Here is a 15,904-nt window from a genome sequence, read left to right on the forward strand (position 1 = left end):
TTGGACCGGCTGGATTTCGGCGGAAACGGCGAAGCTGGTGGCGAACGGGCGGACGCTGGTTCGGGCTACTTCCCGCTGTCTCCTGCACAGCTGGGCATCTGGTACGCGCAGCATGTCGACCCGCAGGTGCCGGTCAACATCGCGCAGTACGTGGATCTGCACGGTGAGCTGGATGTCGAGATCCTGGAACAGGCGAGCATCGACGCGTCGCACGAGCTCGGTTCGGGCTTCCTGCGCATCATCGAACGCGACGGCGAGCCATTGCAGTTCGTCGATCACAGCATCGCCGACTACGACAAGGTCACCTATGTAGACCTGCGCGCCGAGGCCGATCCGGCCGCGGCCGCGATGGCGTGGATGCGGGCCGAGTACAGCCGCCCGATGGACCTGACGACCGACCGCCTGATCGCGGTCGCGGCGCTGCAGCTGGCCGACGACCACTGGTACTGGTACTCGCGCGCCCATCACGTCACGCTCGACGGCTTCGGCGCCATGACCAACCTGAACCGGATCGCCGAGCTGTACACCTCGTACGTGAACGGCACCGAGCCCGCCGTCTCCAAGGCCACCGACCTGCACACGCTCTATGAGCAGGAAATGGCCTACCGCGAGAGCACGCGGTTCGCCACCGACAAGGAGTACTGGACCGAGCGGGTCGCCGGGCTCGAGGACGGCACCAGCCTGACCGGCCGGTCCGCCCCGCCCGCCGCGATCAACGGGATCGCCAGCGCGGCCCTGTCCGATGACCAGAACACGCTGCTCGATACCGCTGTGCGGCACCATGATTCGACGCCCGCCGGGCTGCTGCTCGCCGCGTTCGCTGGTTATCTGGCGCAGTGGAACGGCGTCGAGGACGTCATCCTGAGTCTGCCGGTGACCGCGCGCACCACCGCGGCGATGCGTCGCTCGGGTGGTGTTTCGTCGAACATCGTGCCGCTGCGGTTGCACGTCGGCCACGACACGACGGTCAGTGAACTGCTCAAGCAGGTGACGGTCGAGGTGTCCGGCGCGCTGCGGCACCAGCGGTACCGGCACGAGGACATCCGCCGCGATACCGCGGGTGACGGCATGGTGACCACGGAGTTCTTCGGCCCGTGGGTCAACATCATGCTGTTCCACGATGAGCTGGTGATGGGCCCGATGGTCGGGCAGTTGCACGTGCTGTCCACCGGCAGCATCGAGGATCTCGGCGTCAACTTCTATCAGTCGGTGGCGGGCACCCGCTCGCACATCGACTTCGAGACCAACCCGAACCTCTACACCGAAGACGAAGCGCAGCGGCATCATTCGCGCTTCCTGGAGTTCTTCGACCGCTTCCTCGCGGCCGACGACGCCGCCGCGGTCTGGGCGCTGGATGTCACCACCGCCGAGGAGCGGGAGCGTTCGCTGCTGGAGTGGAACGACTCCGACCAGGACGTGCCCGACACCACGTTGTCCGCGCTGCTGGATGCGCAGATGCCGTTGGCGCCGAACAGCATCGCGCTCGACTTCGAGGGCGCGACGCTGACCTACGCGGAGTTCGACGCGCGGGTCAACCGGCTGGCCCGGTTCCTGATCGCCGACGGTGTCGGCCCGGAATCGCTTGTCGCGCTGGGTATGCGGCGCTCGCTGGAGCTGGTCATCGGCATGCATGCGGTGCTGAAGGCCGGTGGTGCGTATGTGCCGATCGATCCGGATCATCCGGCCGATCGCACCGCCTACATCCTCGACAGCGCGGCACCGGTCTGCGTGTTGACGCTGTCGGCTGATGTGCTCGATCTACCGGAGTCGGTGCGGCAGTTGCCGATCGACACCCTGGATGTGTCGGGGTTCTCCGCCGAGCCGGTGACCGACGCGGACCGGCTCGCGCCGCTGCGCCCGGACAACACCGCTTACGTCATCTACACCTCGGGTTCGACCGGACGCCCCAAGGGCGTTGCGGTCACTCATCACGCGATCGTCAACCAGCAGCTGTGGATGCTCGACGAGTACCGGCTCACGGCGGATGACGTGTATCTGCAGAAGACCGCGACCACGTTCGATGTGTCGTTGTGGGGTTACTTCTTGCCGCTGCTGGTCGGTGCGAAACTGGTCATCGCCGCGCCGGACGGCCATCGCGATCCGCTGTATGTCGCGGACATGATCGAGCGGCACGGGGTCACCGTGACCGACTTCGTGCCGTCGATGCTGACGGTGTTCGTCTCGCACGCGACGCAGGCGCAATGTGCCACGCTGCGTGCGGTTTTCGTGATCGGTGAGGCGCTGCCGCCGGAGACCGCCGCCGGTTTCCGTGCGATCACCACCGCCGGTCTGCACAACCTGTACGGCCCGACCGAGGCCGCGGTCTCGGTGACCTACTGGGAGGCGACCGCCGCCGACACGGTGACCGTGCCGATCGGTATCCCGGAGTGGAATGTCTCGGTCTACGTGCTGGATTCGCGGCTGCGACCGGCCGCGATCGGCGCACCGGGTGAGCTCTATCTCGGTGGCCGGCAGCTGGCCCGCGGCTATCGCGGCCGCCCGGACCTGAGCGCGGATCGCTTCGTCGCGAACCCGTTGTCGGACAACGGCGAACGCATGTACCGCACCGGTGACCTGGTGCGCTGGAACGACGCGGGCACGATGGAATACATCGGCCGCACCGACTTCCAGGTGAAGTTCCGTGGTCAGCGCATCGAGCTCGGCGAGATCGAGACCGACCTGCTCGCCCATCCGGCGGTCAGCCAGGCCGTGGTGCTGGTGATGGATACCGCCACCGGTCAGCAGCTGGTGGCCTATGTTGTTCCCGCGCCGGGACATTCGGTCGATCCGACCGAGCTGACCAGGTTCGCGGCCGAGAAGCTGCCCAGCTACATGGTGCCCGCCTCGGTCATGGTGCTGGACGGGTTCCCGCTCAACACCTCCGGCAAGCTGGACCGAAAGGCCTTGCCGGAGCCCGTCTTCAGCGCGGACGCGACGAGTTTCCGTGCCCCGCGCACCCAGGCCGAGCAGATCGTGGCGGGCATCTTCGCCGACGTGCTGAGCCAGGACCGCATCGGCATCGACGACAACTTCTTCGATCTCGGCGGCAACTCCCTGGTCGCGACCCAGGTGGTATCGCGGATCGGTGTGGCGTTCGGCACCCAGATCGGGGTGCGCGCGCTGTTCGAGTCCCCGACCGTGGCCGGGATCGCCGCCCGCGCGGAGAACGCCAGCCAGACCGAGGGCGCCCGGCCGCCGCTGGTGGCCCAGCAGCTGCCCGAGCGGGTGCCGCTGTCGCTGTCGCAGCAGCGGATGTGGTTCATCAACCAGTTCGACTCGACCGTGCCCGCCTACAACCTGCCGTTCGTGGTGCGGTTGCGTGGCGAGGTCGACCTGGACGCGTTGCAGACCGCGTTGACCGACGTGGTCGCGCGCCAGCAGTCGCTGCGCACGATCTTCCCCGAGTCCGGCGACGGCGGCTACCAGCAGGTGCTGCCGGTCGACCAGGTAGACCTCGGCATCGCGATCGAGCCGATCGACGAGACCGAATTGCACGGTGTGCTCACCGCGTTCGCGTCCACCGGCTTCGATGTCTCGCGCGAGCTGCCGATCCGGGTCCGGGTCTACGCGGTGACCGGTGGCCGGGAGAACGGCACCGCCGATTACGCGGTCGCGTTCGTGGTGCATCACATTGCCGCGGACGGCTTCTCGTTCGGCCCGCTGGCCCGCGACGTCGCCGCCGCCTACCTCGCGCGCGCCGCGGGGCAGGCGCCGAGCTGGGCGCCGCTGCCGGTGCAGTACCAGGACTTCAGCGTCTGGCAGCGCGAGCTGCTCGGCGCCGAGTCCGACCCCGGTTCCATGGCCGCGCGTGAAATCGCCTACTGGCGGCGGGCTTTGGCCGGGCTGCCCGATCAGCTCGACCTGCCCGCGGATCGCCCGCGGCCGCCGGTGCAGAGCTTCAGCGGTGGCCGGGTCACCTTCGACATCGATGCCGAACTGCACCAGCGGCTTTCGGCGCTGGCGCGGGCCCAGGGCGTCAGCCTGTTCATGGTCATGCACGCCTCGCTGGCCGTGCTGCTGGCCCGGCTGTCGGGCACCAACGACATCGCCATCGGCACCCCGGTCGCCGGTCGTGGCGAGCAGGCCCTCGACGACCTGATCGGCATGTTCGTCAACACGCTGGTGCTGCGCTCGGAGGTCGACGGCAGCGAGCCGTTCACCGAGTTCCTCACCCGCACCAGGGAAACCGACCTCGCCGCGTTCGCCTTCGCCGACGTGCCGTTCGAGCGCCTCGTCGAGGTGCTCAACCCGACCCGCTCGCAGGCGCGGCATCCGCTGTTCCAGGTGATGCTGTCGTTCCAGGAAATGTCGCACGCGACACTGGAACTGCCCGGGCTCTCGGTCACCGCCGACGAGCTCGACGTCGACATCGCCAAGTTCGACCTGCAGTGGACCGTCACCGAAGAACGTGGCGCCCAAGGCGAACCCGCCGGCATGGCGACCGTGGTCTCCTTTGCCACCGATCTGTTCGACGCCGCGACCGTCGCCGAATTCGGCCGCCGCTACCTGCGTGTCCTCGAAGCCGCCGTCACCACCCCGCAGGCCGCGGTCCGCGATATCGACATCCTCGACGACGCCGAGCGCACCCTCGTCCTCACCGGCTGGAACCAGACCACGCACGAGTTACCCGCGGCGACCGTGCTCGACCTGTTCGAGGAGCAGGTTCGCCTGCGCCCGAACGACATTGCCGTCCTGTTCGACGGCGGTACCCGCAGCGCAGGCGAATTCGGCCCGCAGGTCCAGCTGAGCTATGCCGAGTTCTCGGCGCGCGTAAACCGTTTGGCGCGCAAGCTGATCGCCGAAGGTGTCGGCCCGGAAAAGCTGGTCGCCGTCGGTATCCGCCGCTCGGTGGACATGCTGATCGCCATCTACGCCACCATGACCGCCGGTGGCGGCTACGTGCCGATCGACCCCGACCACCCGGCCGAGCGCACCGACTACGTGCTGGCGAACTCGACGCCGGTGTGCGTGCTGACCACCCTGTCGGACGACGTCAAGTCCGGCGACTGCCCGGTGATCGCCGTCGACACCTTGGATTTGAGCGAGTTCGACGACGGGCCGATCACCGACGCCGAGCGCCGCGCACCGCTGCGCCCGACGAACGCCGCGTACGTGCTCTACACCTCCGGCTCCACCGGCCGCCCCAAGGGTGTGGCCGTCAGCCATGCCAGTGTGCTCAACCAGATCGCCTGGATCACCGGTGAATACCGGATGAGCCCGGCCGATGTGGTGCTGCAGAAGACGCCGGTCACCTTCGACGTGTCGGTGTGGGAGTTGTTCGGCACCTTGGCCGTTGGCGCCCGGATGCTCATCGCCGCGCCCGACGGGCACCGCGATCCGATGTACCTCTCGGAGATCATCGGACGGCATCAGGTCACCATGACCTCGTTCGTGCCGTCGATGCTCTCGGTGTTCGCCGGTGCCGCGTCCACCGCCGAATGCGCCTCGCTGCGTGCGGTTCTCGTCGCCGGTGAGGCGCTGCCGCCGGCCACCGTCGCCGCGTTCCGGCAGTTCTCCACCGCCGCGATGCACAACCTGTACGGTCCGACCGAATTCACCGTGCACGCCACCGCGTGGCACCTCAACGAGGTGGCGCCCACCTCGGTGCCGATCGGGCGCCCGGTGTGGAACGCGCAGGCCTACGTGCTCGACGAGGGCCTGGACCCGGTCCCGGTCGGCGTGCCCGGCGAGCTGTACCTGGGCGGCGTGCAGACCGCCCGCGGCTACCACGGCCGCCCCGACCTGAGCGCGGAACGCTTCGTCGCCAACCCGTTCGGCGCGCCCGGCAGCCGGCTCTACCGCACCGGCGACCTGGTTCGCTGGGTCGAGCCGCACGATCCCGAGGTCGGCGCCGCGGGCGTGCTGGAGTACATCGGCCGCACCGACTTCCAGGTGAAGTTCCGCGGCCAGCGCATCGAGCTCGGCGAGATCGAGGCCGCGCTGCTCGACCATCCAGCCGTCACCCAGGCAGTCGTGCTCGTGCTGGATACCGTCGCGGGCGACCAACTCGTCTCGTACGTGGTCACCCCGGCGGGCCCGGTCGACATCGACAACATCAAGAACGCCCTGCACCGCACGCTGCCCGCGTACATGGTGCCGTCGGCGATCGTGGTGCTGGAGGCGTTCCCGCTCAACCCCTCCGGCAAGCTCGACCGCAAGGCGCTGCCCGCGCCGGTGTTCGAGGTGCGCGAATTCCGGGCGCCGACAACGCCGATCGAGGAGATCGTCGCGCAGATCTTCGGCGAGGTGCTCGGCATCAACCGGGTCGGCGTCGATGACGACTTCTTCGAGCTCGGCGGCAACTCGCTGATCGCGACCCAGGTCGCCTCGCGCCTCGGCATCGCGCTGGATACCCGTGTGCCGGTGCGGATGCTGTTCGAGGCGTCCACCGTTGCCGCGCTGGCGGCCCGGGTGGAGTCGCACGCCGGTGACGGTGCGCGCAAGGCGCTGGTGGCCCGCGTCCGTCCCGAGGAGGTGCCGCTTTCGCTTGCGCAGCAGCGCATGTGGTTCCTCAACCGGTTCGATACCGCCTCGGCGGTCAACAACATTCCGGTCGCCATCCGGCTGTCCGGCGATCTCGACGTGGCCGCGCTGCAGGTCGCGGTCATCGACGTGATCGACCGGCACGAGTCGCTGCGCACCGTGTTCCCGGAGACCAAGACCGGGCCGGTGCAGGTGGTCCTCGACGCGGCGCAGATCGTGCCCGACCTGACGCCGATCCCGGTGACCGAGCACAATCTGATCGACCACCTGGTCCAGCTCGCCTCGATGGCGTTCGACGTGACCAACGAAGTGCCCTTGCATGCAAGGCTTTTCGAGATCAGCGAAACCGAGTACGTGCTCGGCATGGTGGTGCACCACATCTCCGCCGACGGCTGGTCGATGGGCCCGCTGGCCCGCGACGTGATGGTGGCCTATGCCGCGCGCACCTCGTGGGAGGCCCCGGCCTGGTCGGCGCTGCCCGTCCAGTACGCGGACTACGCGCTGTGGCAGCGCGAGGTACTCGGCTCCGAGGACGACCCGAGTTCGTTGATCGCCAACCAGATTCGCTACTGGGCCCGCGAACTCGCGGACCTGCCCGACGAATTGGTGCTGCCCTCGGATCGGCCGCGACCCGCGGCGGCGTCCTATCGCGGCGGCACCTACCCGTTCGTGATCTCCGGCGAGACCCAGCGCGCGCTGGTCGACCTGGGCCGCAGGCACAACGCCTCGCTGTTCATGGTCATGCACAGCGCGCTGGCCGTGCTGCTGGCCCGGGCCAGCGGCACCGGCGACATCGCCATCGGCACGCCGGTGGCCGGCCGCGGTGAGGCCGCGCTGGACGACCTGATCGGCATGTTCGTCAACACGCTCGTGCTGCGCACCGAGGTGGACGGCGCGGCCAGCTTCGCCGATCTGCTCGCGCAGGCCAGGGAAAAGGATCTGCACGCGTTCGCGCACGCGGACGTGCCGTTCGAGCGCCTCGTCGAGGTGCTCAACCCGGCCCGCTCGCAGGCCAGGCATCCGCTGTTCCAGGTGATGCTGACCTTCCAGAACACCAGGCAGGCCAGCCTGGAGCTGCCCGGACTCTCGGTCAACGGCGTCGACTACGACGCGCGCCTGGCCAAGTTCGACCTGCAGCTGACCCTGCAGGAGACCCAGGACGAGCTGGGCGACGCGGCGGGCATGTCGGCCGAATTCTCCTACGCCGAAGACCTTTTCGACGAGGACACGGTGGCCGCGTTCGCGCGCAGGCTCGACCGCGTGCTCGCGGCCGTCACCGTCGACCCGAACGTGCCGATCGGCGACATCGACCTGCTCGCGCGCGAAGAGCAAGCTCAGGTGCTCGTCGACTGGAACGACACCGCGCACCGGGTGCCGGGCGAGACGCTGGTCTCGCTGTTCGACGCGCAGGCCGCGGCGACGCCGGACGCACCGGCGCTGCTCTTCGACGAGGAGCGGCTCACCTACCGCGAACTGCAGGTGCGGGCGAACCGGATCGCCAGGCAGCTGATCAAGGCGGGCGTCGGCCCGGAATCACTGGTCGCGCTGTCCATCCGGCGCTCCAACGAGCTGGTCATCGCGATGTACGCGGTGCTGCAGACGGGTGCGGCGTACGTGCCGCTGGACCCGGATCAGCCCGCCGACCGGATCAACCACATTGTCGACACCGCGCGTCCGCGGATGATCCTGTACCGGTCCGCCGACGGGTTCGGCATCGACCTGCAGCGCGAGGTCTCGGTCATCGCGATCGAGGGCATCGAGGGCGTGCCCGGCATCGCCGCCTCCAGCGGCGCGCCGATCACCGATGCCGAACGCACCCGACCGCTTCGGCCGGGCAACACCGCCTACGTCATCTTCACCTCGGGCTCGACCGGTCGCCCGAAGGGTGTGGCGGTCAGCCATGCCGCGATCGTCAACCGGCTGCTGTGGATGCAGCACGAGTACCCGATCGGGCCCGGCGACGCCGTGCTGCAGAAGACGCCCGCCACCTTCGACGTGTCGGTGTGGGAGTTCTTCTGGCCCTTGCAGACCGGCGCGCGACTGGTCGTCGCGAAGCCGGACGGGCATCGCGACCCGGTGTACCTGGCGCAGCTCATCGCCGAGCACGGCATCACCACGGCGCATTTCGTGCCGTCGATGATGTCGGTGTTCGTGTCCACCCTCGGCAGCGAGAACGGCGACGCGGACGGGTATCCGTCGTCGCGGCTGCGGCAGGTGTTCGCCTCCGGTGAGGCGCTGCCCGCGCAAACCGCGCAGCGTCTGCGCGAGCTGACCGGCGCCAAGCTGCACAACCTGTACGGCCCGACCGAGGCTGCCGTCGACGTCACGTATCACGAAGTGACGGACGCGGATTCGGTCTCGGTGCCGATCGGCCGGCCCGTCTGGAACACTCGGGTGTTCGTGCTCGACGCCAGGCTGCACCCCGTCGCACCGGGTGTCGCAGGAGAGCTCTATCTCGCGGGCGATCAGCTCGCGCTCGGCTACCTCGGCCGCGCGGACCTGACCTCGGATCGCTTCGTCGCCAATCCGTATGGCGCGGCGGGTGCGCGGATGTACCGCACCGGTGACCTCGTCACCTGGACCGCTGATGGCGAGCTGGAGTACTTGGGCCGCACCGACTTCCAGGTGAAGCTGCGTGGTCTGCGCATCGAACTGGGCGAGATCGAGGCCGCGCTGCTGACCCAGCCGGGCGTCGCGCAGTCCGTCGTCGTGGTGCGTACCGACGCGCACGCCGGCGATCAGCTGGTGGGTTACGTTGTCGCCGAACCGGATTCGGTCATCGACACCGATGCGGTCAAGCTCGCGCTGGCCGGTCTGCTGCCCGGCTACATGATTCCGGCCGCACTGGTCGTGCTCGACGCCTTCCCGCTCAACGCCAGCGGCAAGCTGGATCGCAAGGCGCTGCCCGCGCCGGTGTTCGAGGCCAAGCAGTTCCGCGCCCCGGCGACGCCGATCGAGGAGATCGTCGCGGAGGTCTTCGCCGATCTGCTCGGGCTGCCGCGCGTCGGCGTGGACGACGACTTCTTCGAACTCGGCGGCAACTCGCTGGTCGCCACCCAGGTGGTCGCGCGGCTGAGCGCGGCGCTGGACACCGAGGTCGGCGTGCGCGTGCTGTTCGAGGCGCCGACCGTGGCCGCATTGGCCGCCCGCGTCGAGTCGCGGGCGGGAACCGGTGCGCGCCAAGCGCTTACGGCACAGGTGCGCCCGGAGCGGCCGCCGCTGTCGCTGGCGCAGCAGCGGATGTGGTTCCTCAACCGCTTCGACGCCGACTCGGCCGCCAACAACATTCCGGCCGCGGTGCGGCTGGAGGGCGCGCTGGATCTGGCGGCACTGCGCGGCGCGATCGCCGACGTGGTCGCACGGCACGAATCGCTGCGCACCATCTACCCGTCGCAGGACGGCGTCGCCTATCAGCGGGTACTGCCCGCGACCCGGGCGATCCCGGACCTGGAGGTCTTCACGGTCGCCGAGGGCCAATTGCTCGGCGCGCTGTACGAATTCGTCGAGCGTGGCTTCGACGTGACGGCCGAGCCGCCGGTGCGGCTGCGCGCTTACCAGCTCGGCGACCAGGATTACGTCCTGGTTGTCGTGGTGCATCACATTGCGACGGACGGCTTCTCGATGCGGCCGCTGGTCCGCGACCTGATGACCGCCTACGTGGCCCGCACCTCTGCGTCCGAGCCGGGCTGGCCGCCGCTCGCGGTGCAGTACGTGGACTTCGCGCTGTGGCAGCGGGCCACGCTCGGCTCCGAGGACGATCCCACCTCGCTGATCTCCGAGCAGCTCGACTACTGGCGCGACGCGCTCAACGGTCTGCCCGACGAACTGCGCCTGGCCGGGCGGCCCCGGCCCGCGGTCGCGTCGTATCAAGCAGGGACACACCGATTCCGGGTGCCCGGCGAGCTGATCGACGAGCTGAACCGCGTCGCGCACGCACACGGCACCACGCTGTTCATGGTGGTGCACAGCGCCTTCGCGGCACTGCTCGCGCGACTGAGCGGTTCCGACGACATCGCCATCGGCATCCCGGTGGCCGGTCGTGGTGAGCGGGCGCTCGACGACCTGGTCGGCATGTTCGTCAACACCCTGGTGTTGCGCGCGCAGGTCGACACCGACGCGTCGTTCACCGAGCTGCTCGCGCAGGTCCGCGAGCGCGACCTGCAGGCGTTCGCGCACGCCGACGTGCCGTTCGAGCGGCTGGTCGAGGTGCTCAACCCGGCCCGCTCGCAGGCGCGGCATCCGCTGTTCCAGGTGATGCTGTCGTTCCAGAACCTGGGCCGCGCGTCGCTCGAACTGCCCGGCCTGCTGGTGTCCGAGCTCGGCATCGACCAGCCGACCGCGAAGTTCGACCTGCAGCTCACGCTCAGCGAGGTGCAGGGCACCGAGGCGTCAATGGATGCCGAACTCCTCTACGCCACCGATCTTTTCGACGGCGCGTTCGCGAACACCTTCGCCGAGCGCTTCCTTCGCGTGCTCGGTGGCGTCGCCGCCGAACCGACCGCGGCGGTGGGCGATATCGAGCTGCTGGACGGAGCCGAGCGCGAGCTGGTCGTCGAGCGGTGGAACGACACCGAATTCCCGGTGGACGCCGCGCTGACCTCGCCGGTGGGCGATGCGGCCGCGACGCTGGTCTCGCTGTTCGAGGCGCAGGTCGCGCGCACACCCGAGGCGCACGCGGTGACGTTCGAGGGCACAAGTCTGTCCTACGCCGAGTTCGCCGGGCGGGTGCACCGGCTGGCGCGCTGGCTGAAGAAGAACGGCGTCGGCCCGGAATCGTATGTGGCCCTTGGCATGCGGCGCTCGATCGATCTCGTCGTCGGCATGTACGCGGTGAATGCGGCCGGTGGCGCGTACGTGCCGCTGGATCCGGATCACCCGGCCGAGCGCACCGACTACATCCTGGAGACCGCGCGCCCCGTGTGCGTGCTGACCTCCGGCACCGATCTGGAGTCCACGGGCTCCCGGCAGGTGCGCATCGACGAACTCGACCTGTCGGAGTACTCCGACGCGCCGCTGACCGATGCGGACCGGCACAAGCCGCTGCGCCCGGCCAACACGGCCTACGTCATCTTCACCTCGGGTTCGACCGGTCGCCCGAAGGGTGTCGCGGTTTCGCACGCGGCCATCGTCAACCGCCTGGTCTGGATGCACGCGGAGTACGGCCTCGCCGCCTACGACGTGGTGCTGCAGAAGACCCCGGCCACCTTCGACGTGTCGGTGTGGGAGTTCTTCTGGCCCTTGCAGGTCGGCGCGCGCCTGGTCGTCGCCAAGCCGGACGGCCACCGCGATCCCGCCTACCTGGCGCGGCTGATCATCGAAGAACGCGTCAGCACAGCGCATTTCGTGCCGTCGATGCTGTCGGTGTTCGTCGCCGAGGAGCGCGCGGCCGAATGCGTCAGTCTGCGTAATGTTTTCGCCTCGGGTGAGGCGTTGCCTGCCGTCACCGCGCAGCGCCTGCGCACGCTGACCGGCGCCAGGCTGCACAACCTGTACGGCCCGACCGAGGCCGCCGTCGACGTCACCTTCCACGAGGTGACCGAGGCCGACACCAGCTCGGTGCCGATCGGCGCCCCGGTGTTCAACACCCAGGTGTACGTGCTGGATTCGCGGCTGCGGCCGGTTCCGGTCGGCGTGCCCGGCGAGCTGTACCTGGCCGGCGCGCAGCTGGCGCACGGCTACGTGGCACGCCCGGACCTGACTACCGAGCGGTTCATCGCGAATCCGTTCGGCGATGCCCAGCGCATGTACCGCACCGGCGACCTGGTCTCCTGGACCGAGGACGGCGAGCTGGAGTACCTGGGCCGCACCGACTTCCAGGTCAAGCTGCGCGGTCTGCGCATCGAGCTCGGCGAGATCGAGAACGCGCTCACCGCGCTGGAATCGGTCGCGCAGGCGGTGGTGCTGGTGCGCACCGACGAGCGGACCGGCGATCAGTTGGTCGCCTACGTGGTCGGCGACCCGGATCGGGCGTTGGACGTCGAGTCGGTCAAGGCCGCGCTCGGCGAGCAACTGCCCACGTACATGGTGCCCTCGGCTTACGTGGAGCTCGACGCGTTCCCGCTGAACCCGTCCGGCAAGCTGGATCGCCGGGCACTGCCCGAACCGACGTTCGCGGCCAAGACTTTCCGCGCGCCGACCACCCCGGTGCAGGAGATCGTCGCCGACACCTTCGCCGCGGTGCTCGGTGTCGAGCGGGTCGGCCTGGACGACGACTTCTTCGAGCTCGGCGGCAACTCCCTGGTGGCCACCCAGGTGGCGGCTCGGCTCGGCGAGGCACTCGATACCCAGATTCCGGTGCGTGCGCTGTTCGAGGCGTCCAGTGTCGCCGCGCTGGCCGCACGCGTGGAATCGGCTGCCGGACAAGGCGGCCGGGCGCCGCTGGTGCCGCAGGAGCGCACCGGCCTGGTGCCGTTGTCGCTGGCGCAGCAGCGGATGTGGTTCCTCAACCGGTTCGACAACCGCACTGCGGTCAACAACATCCCGGTCGCCATCCGGCTCACCGGCGAACTCGATATCGATGCGCTCAACGCCGCCATCGGCGATGTGCTGGCCCGGCACGAGGTGCTGCGCACCGTGTACCCCGAGGTGGAAGGCACCGGCTACCAGCGCATCCTGCCGGTTTCCGAGGTCTCGTTCACGGTCGCCCGCGAGCCGGTGACCGCGGGCGAATTGCCTGCGCGCATCGTCGAACTGGCCGGCTTCCACTTCGACGTGACCCGTGAGATCGCGTTCCGCGCCAGCCTGCTCGGCCTGGACGAGCGCAATCACGTCGTGGTGCTGGTCATGCACCACATCAGCGCCGACGGCTTCTCGCTGCGGCCGCTGCTGCGTGACGTGGTCGTCGCCTACAGCGAGCGCACCCGCGGCGAAACACCCTCCTGGGCACCCCTGGACGTGCAGTACGCCGACTACGCGCTGTGGCAGCGCGACGTGCTCGGCATTGAGCACGATCCGGAATCCGTTGCCGCCCAGCAGATCGCGTACTGGACCGAGCAGCTGCGTGATCTGCCCGACCAGATCGAGCTACCCGCCGACCGGCCGCGCCCGGAGATCGCCTCCAATGCCGGTGGCACGCACGGCTTCTCGATCGATGCCGAACTGCACGCCGCACTGGCCGAGCTGGCCCGCCGTCGCGGGGTAACGCTGTTCATGGTGGTGCACGCCGCGCTGGCCGCGTGGGCGGGCCGGCTGTCCAACAGCTCCGATATCGCCATCGGCACCCCGATCGCCGGACGTGGCGAGCGGGCCCTCGACGACCTGGTCGGCATGTTCGTCAACACGCTGGTGCTGCGCAGCGAGGTCGACCCCGCCGCACGGTTCAGCGAGCTGCTCGAGCAGGTCCGCCGCACCGATCTCGCGGCGTTCGGCAATGCCGATGTGCCGTTCGAGCGCCTCGTAGATGTCATCAGCCCGGCCCGTTCGCAGGCGCACCACCCGCTGTTCCAGGTCGCGCTGACCTTCGAGGCGGCCTCGGCCGCCGACATGGGCACTGTCGAACTGCCCGGCCTCGCTCTCGATGTGGTCGAATTCGATGCGGGCACTGCGAAATTCGACGTGCAGCTGACCGTCGGCGAGCACGCCGACGGTTCGCTGGCCATGTCGTGGAACTACGCGACCGAACTGTTCGATCCGGAGACGGTGGCCTCGTTCGCCGACCGGCTGGTGCGCGTGCTGCACACCATCGCCGAGGATCCCGAGATCGCCGTCGGCGACATCGACCTGCTCGGCGAGTCCGAGCGCCTCGACGTCTCGCAGCGCTGGGTGTCCTCCGGAATGGACGGCGGCGCAGGCGTTTTCGGCGAGCGCGACGCCACCCTCAGCACGGTGTTCGACGCGGCCGTTGCCGCGCACCCGAACCGTACGGCGGCCCGCTTCGGCGTCGAGACGCTGACCTACGGCGAACTGGACCGGCGCGCGAACATCCTGGCGCGCAGGCTGATCGCGGACGGCGCGGGACCCGAGTCGCTGGTCGCGGTGATCCTGCCGCGCTCGCTCGACCTGGTTGTCGCGCTGGTCGCGGTGGTCAAGACCGGCGCGGGCTATGTCCCCGTCGATCCGACCTACCCGGCCGATCGCATCGCCTACGTGCTCGGGGATTCCCAGCCGACCAGCGTGATCCTGGACTCGACGGTCCAGGTCACGGTGCCGGTGGACCTGCCGAGCGTGGTGCTGGACGGCTTCGCCGTGGAAACCGGCAATATCGAGGACGCCGACGACGCGCCGATCACCGACGCGGACCGCAACGCGGCGCTCTCGCCCGACCATGTCGCGTACGTGATCTACACCTCCGGTTCGACCGGCCGCCCGAAGGGTGTCGCGGTCACGCACCGGAATGTGGTGCGGCTGTTCGCCAATACCGATCGCGACTTCAATTTCGGCCCCGACGATGTGTGGACGCTGTTCCATTCCTACGCCTTCGACTTCTCGGTGTGGGAACTGTGGGGTCCGCTGCTGTTCGGCGGCACCCTCGTGGTGGTCGACTACTACACCTCGCGCTCGCCCGAGCAGTTCCTGGAACTGCTGCGCGCCGAACGGGTCACGGTGCTCAACCAGACCCCGTCCGCGTTCTACCAACTGGCGGAAGCGGATCGCAACGCCGCACCCGACGCCACACCGCTGGCCCTGCGCTACGTGGTGTTCGGCGGCGAGGCACTGGAGCTGCGCAGGCTCTCGGATTGGGTTGCCCGCCACGGCGATTCAGCTCCGCTGCTGGTCAACATGTACGGCATCACCGAGACCACCGTGCACGTGTCCTACCGCGCATTGGATGCCGCGACCATTGCCGCCGCCTCCGGCAGCGTGGTCGGCCGGGCCATCGCCGGTCTGCGGGTGTTCGTGCTCGACAACCGGCTGCGGCCGGTCCCGGTCGGTGTCGCGGGCGAAATGTATGTGGCCGGACCGCAATTGGCGCGCGGCTACCTCGGTCGCCCCGACCTGTCCGCCACCCGTTTCGTCGCCAACCCGCTCGGCGGCTCCGACGCGGCGGGTTCGCGCCTGTACCGCTCCGGCGACCTCGCGCGCTGGAACCGCTTCGGCGAACTCGAATACCTGGGCCGCGCCGACGATCAGGTGAAGGTCCGCGGCTTCCGCATCGAACTCGGCGAGATCGAGTCCGCCATCCTGGCTCAGCCAGGCATCGCCCAGGCGGCCGTCATCGTGCGCGAGGACCAGCCGGGCGATCAGCGGATCGTGGCCTACGTGGTCGCCGAGCCCGACATTGTGCCGGTACTCGACCACGTTCGTGACGGTGCCGCCGAGCGGCTGCCGTCGTACATGGTGCCCTCGGCGCTGGTGCGGCTCGAGTGGATTCCGTTGACGGTCAACGGAAAACTCGATCGCCGTGCGCTGCCCGCGCCCGCCGTGCAGTCCCGTGCCTTCCGCGCGCCGGTCACCCCGGTGCAGGAGACGGTGGCCGCGGTGT

General features: G+C 69.2%; 1 protein-coding gene (cut by a window edge). It reads left to right on the forward strand.

From position 1 onward, the window contains the following. The coding region annotated (locus ACFWF1_RS19385) for a non-ribosomal peptide synthase/polyketide synthase (RefSeq protein WP_379322197.1) crosses the window boundary (this coding region is incomplete at its 3' end): on the forward strand, nucleotides 1-15,904 show 15,904 of its 29,150 nt. Its footprint extends 13,246 nt past the window's final position.

Origin of the sequence: Nocardia sp. NPDC060255 (assembly GCF_042727395.1) — a bacterium.
GTDB lineage: Bacteria > Actinomycetota > Actinomycetes > Mycobacteriales > Mycobacteriaceae > Nocardia.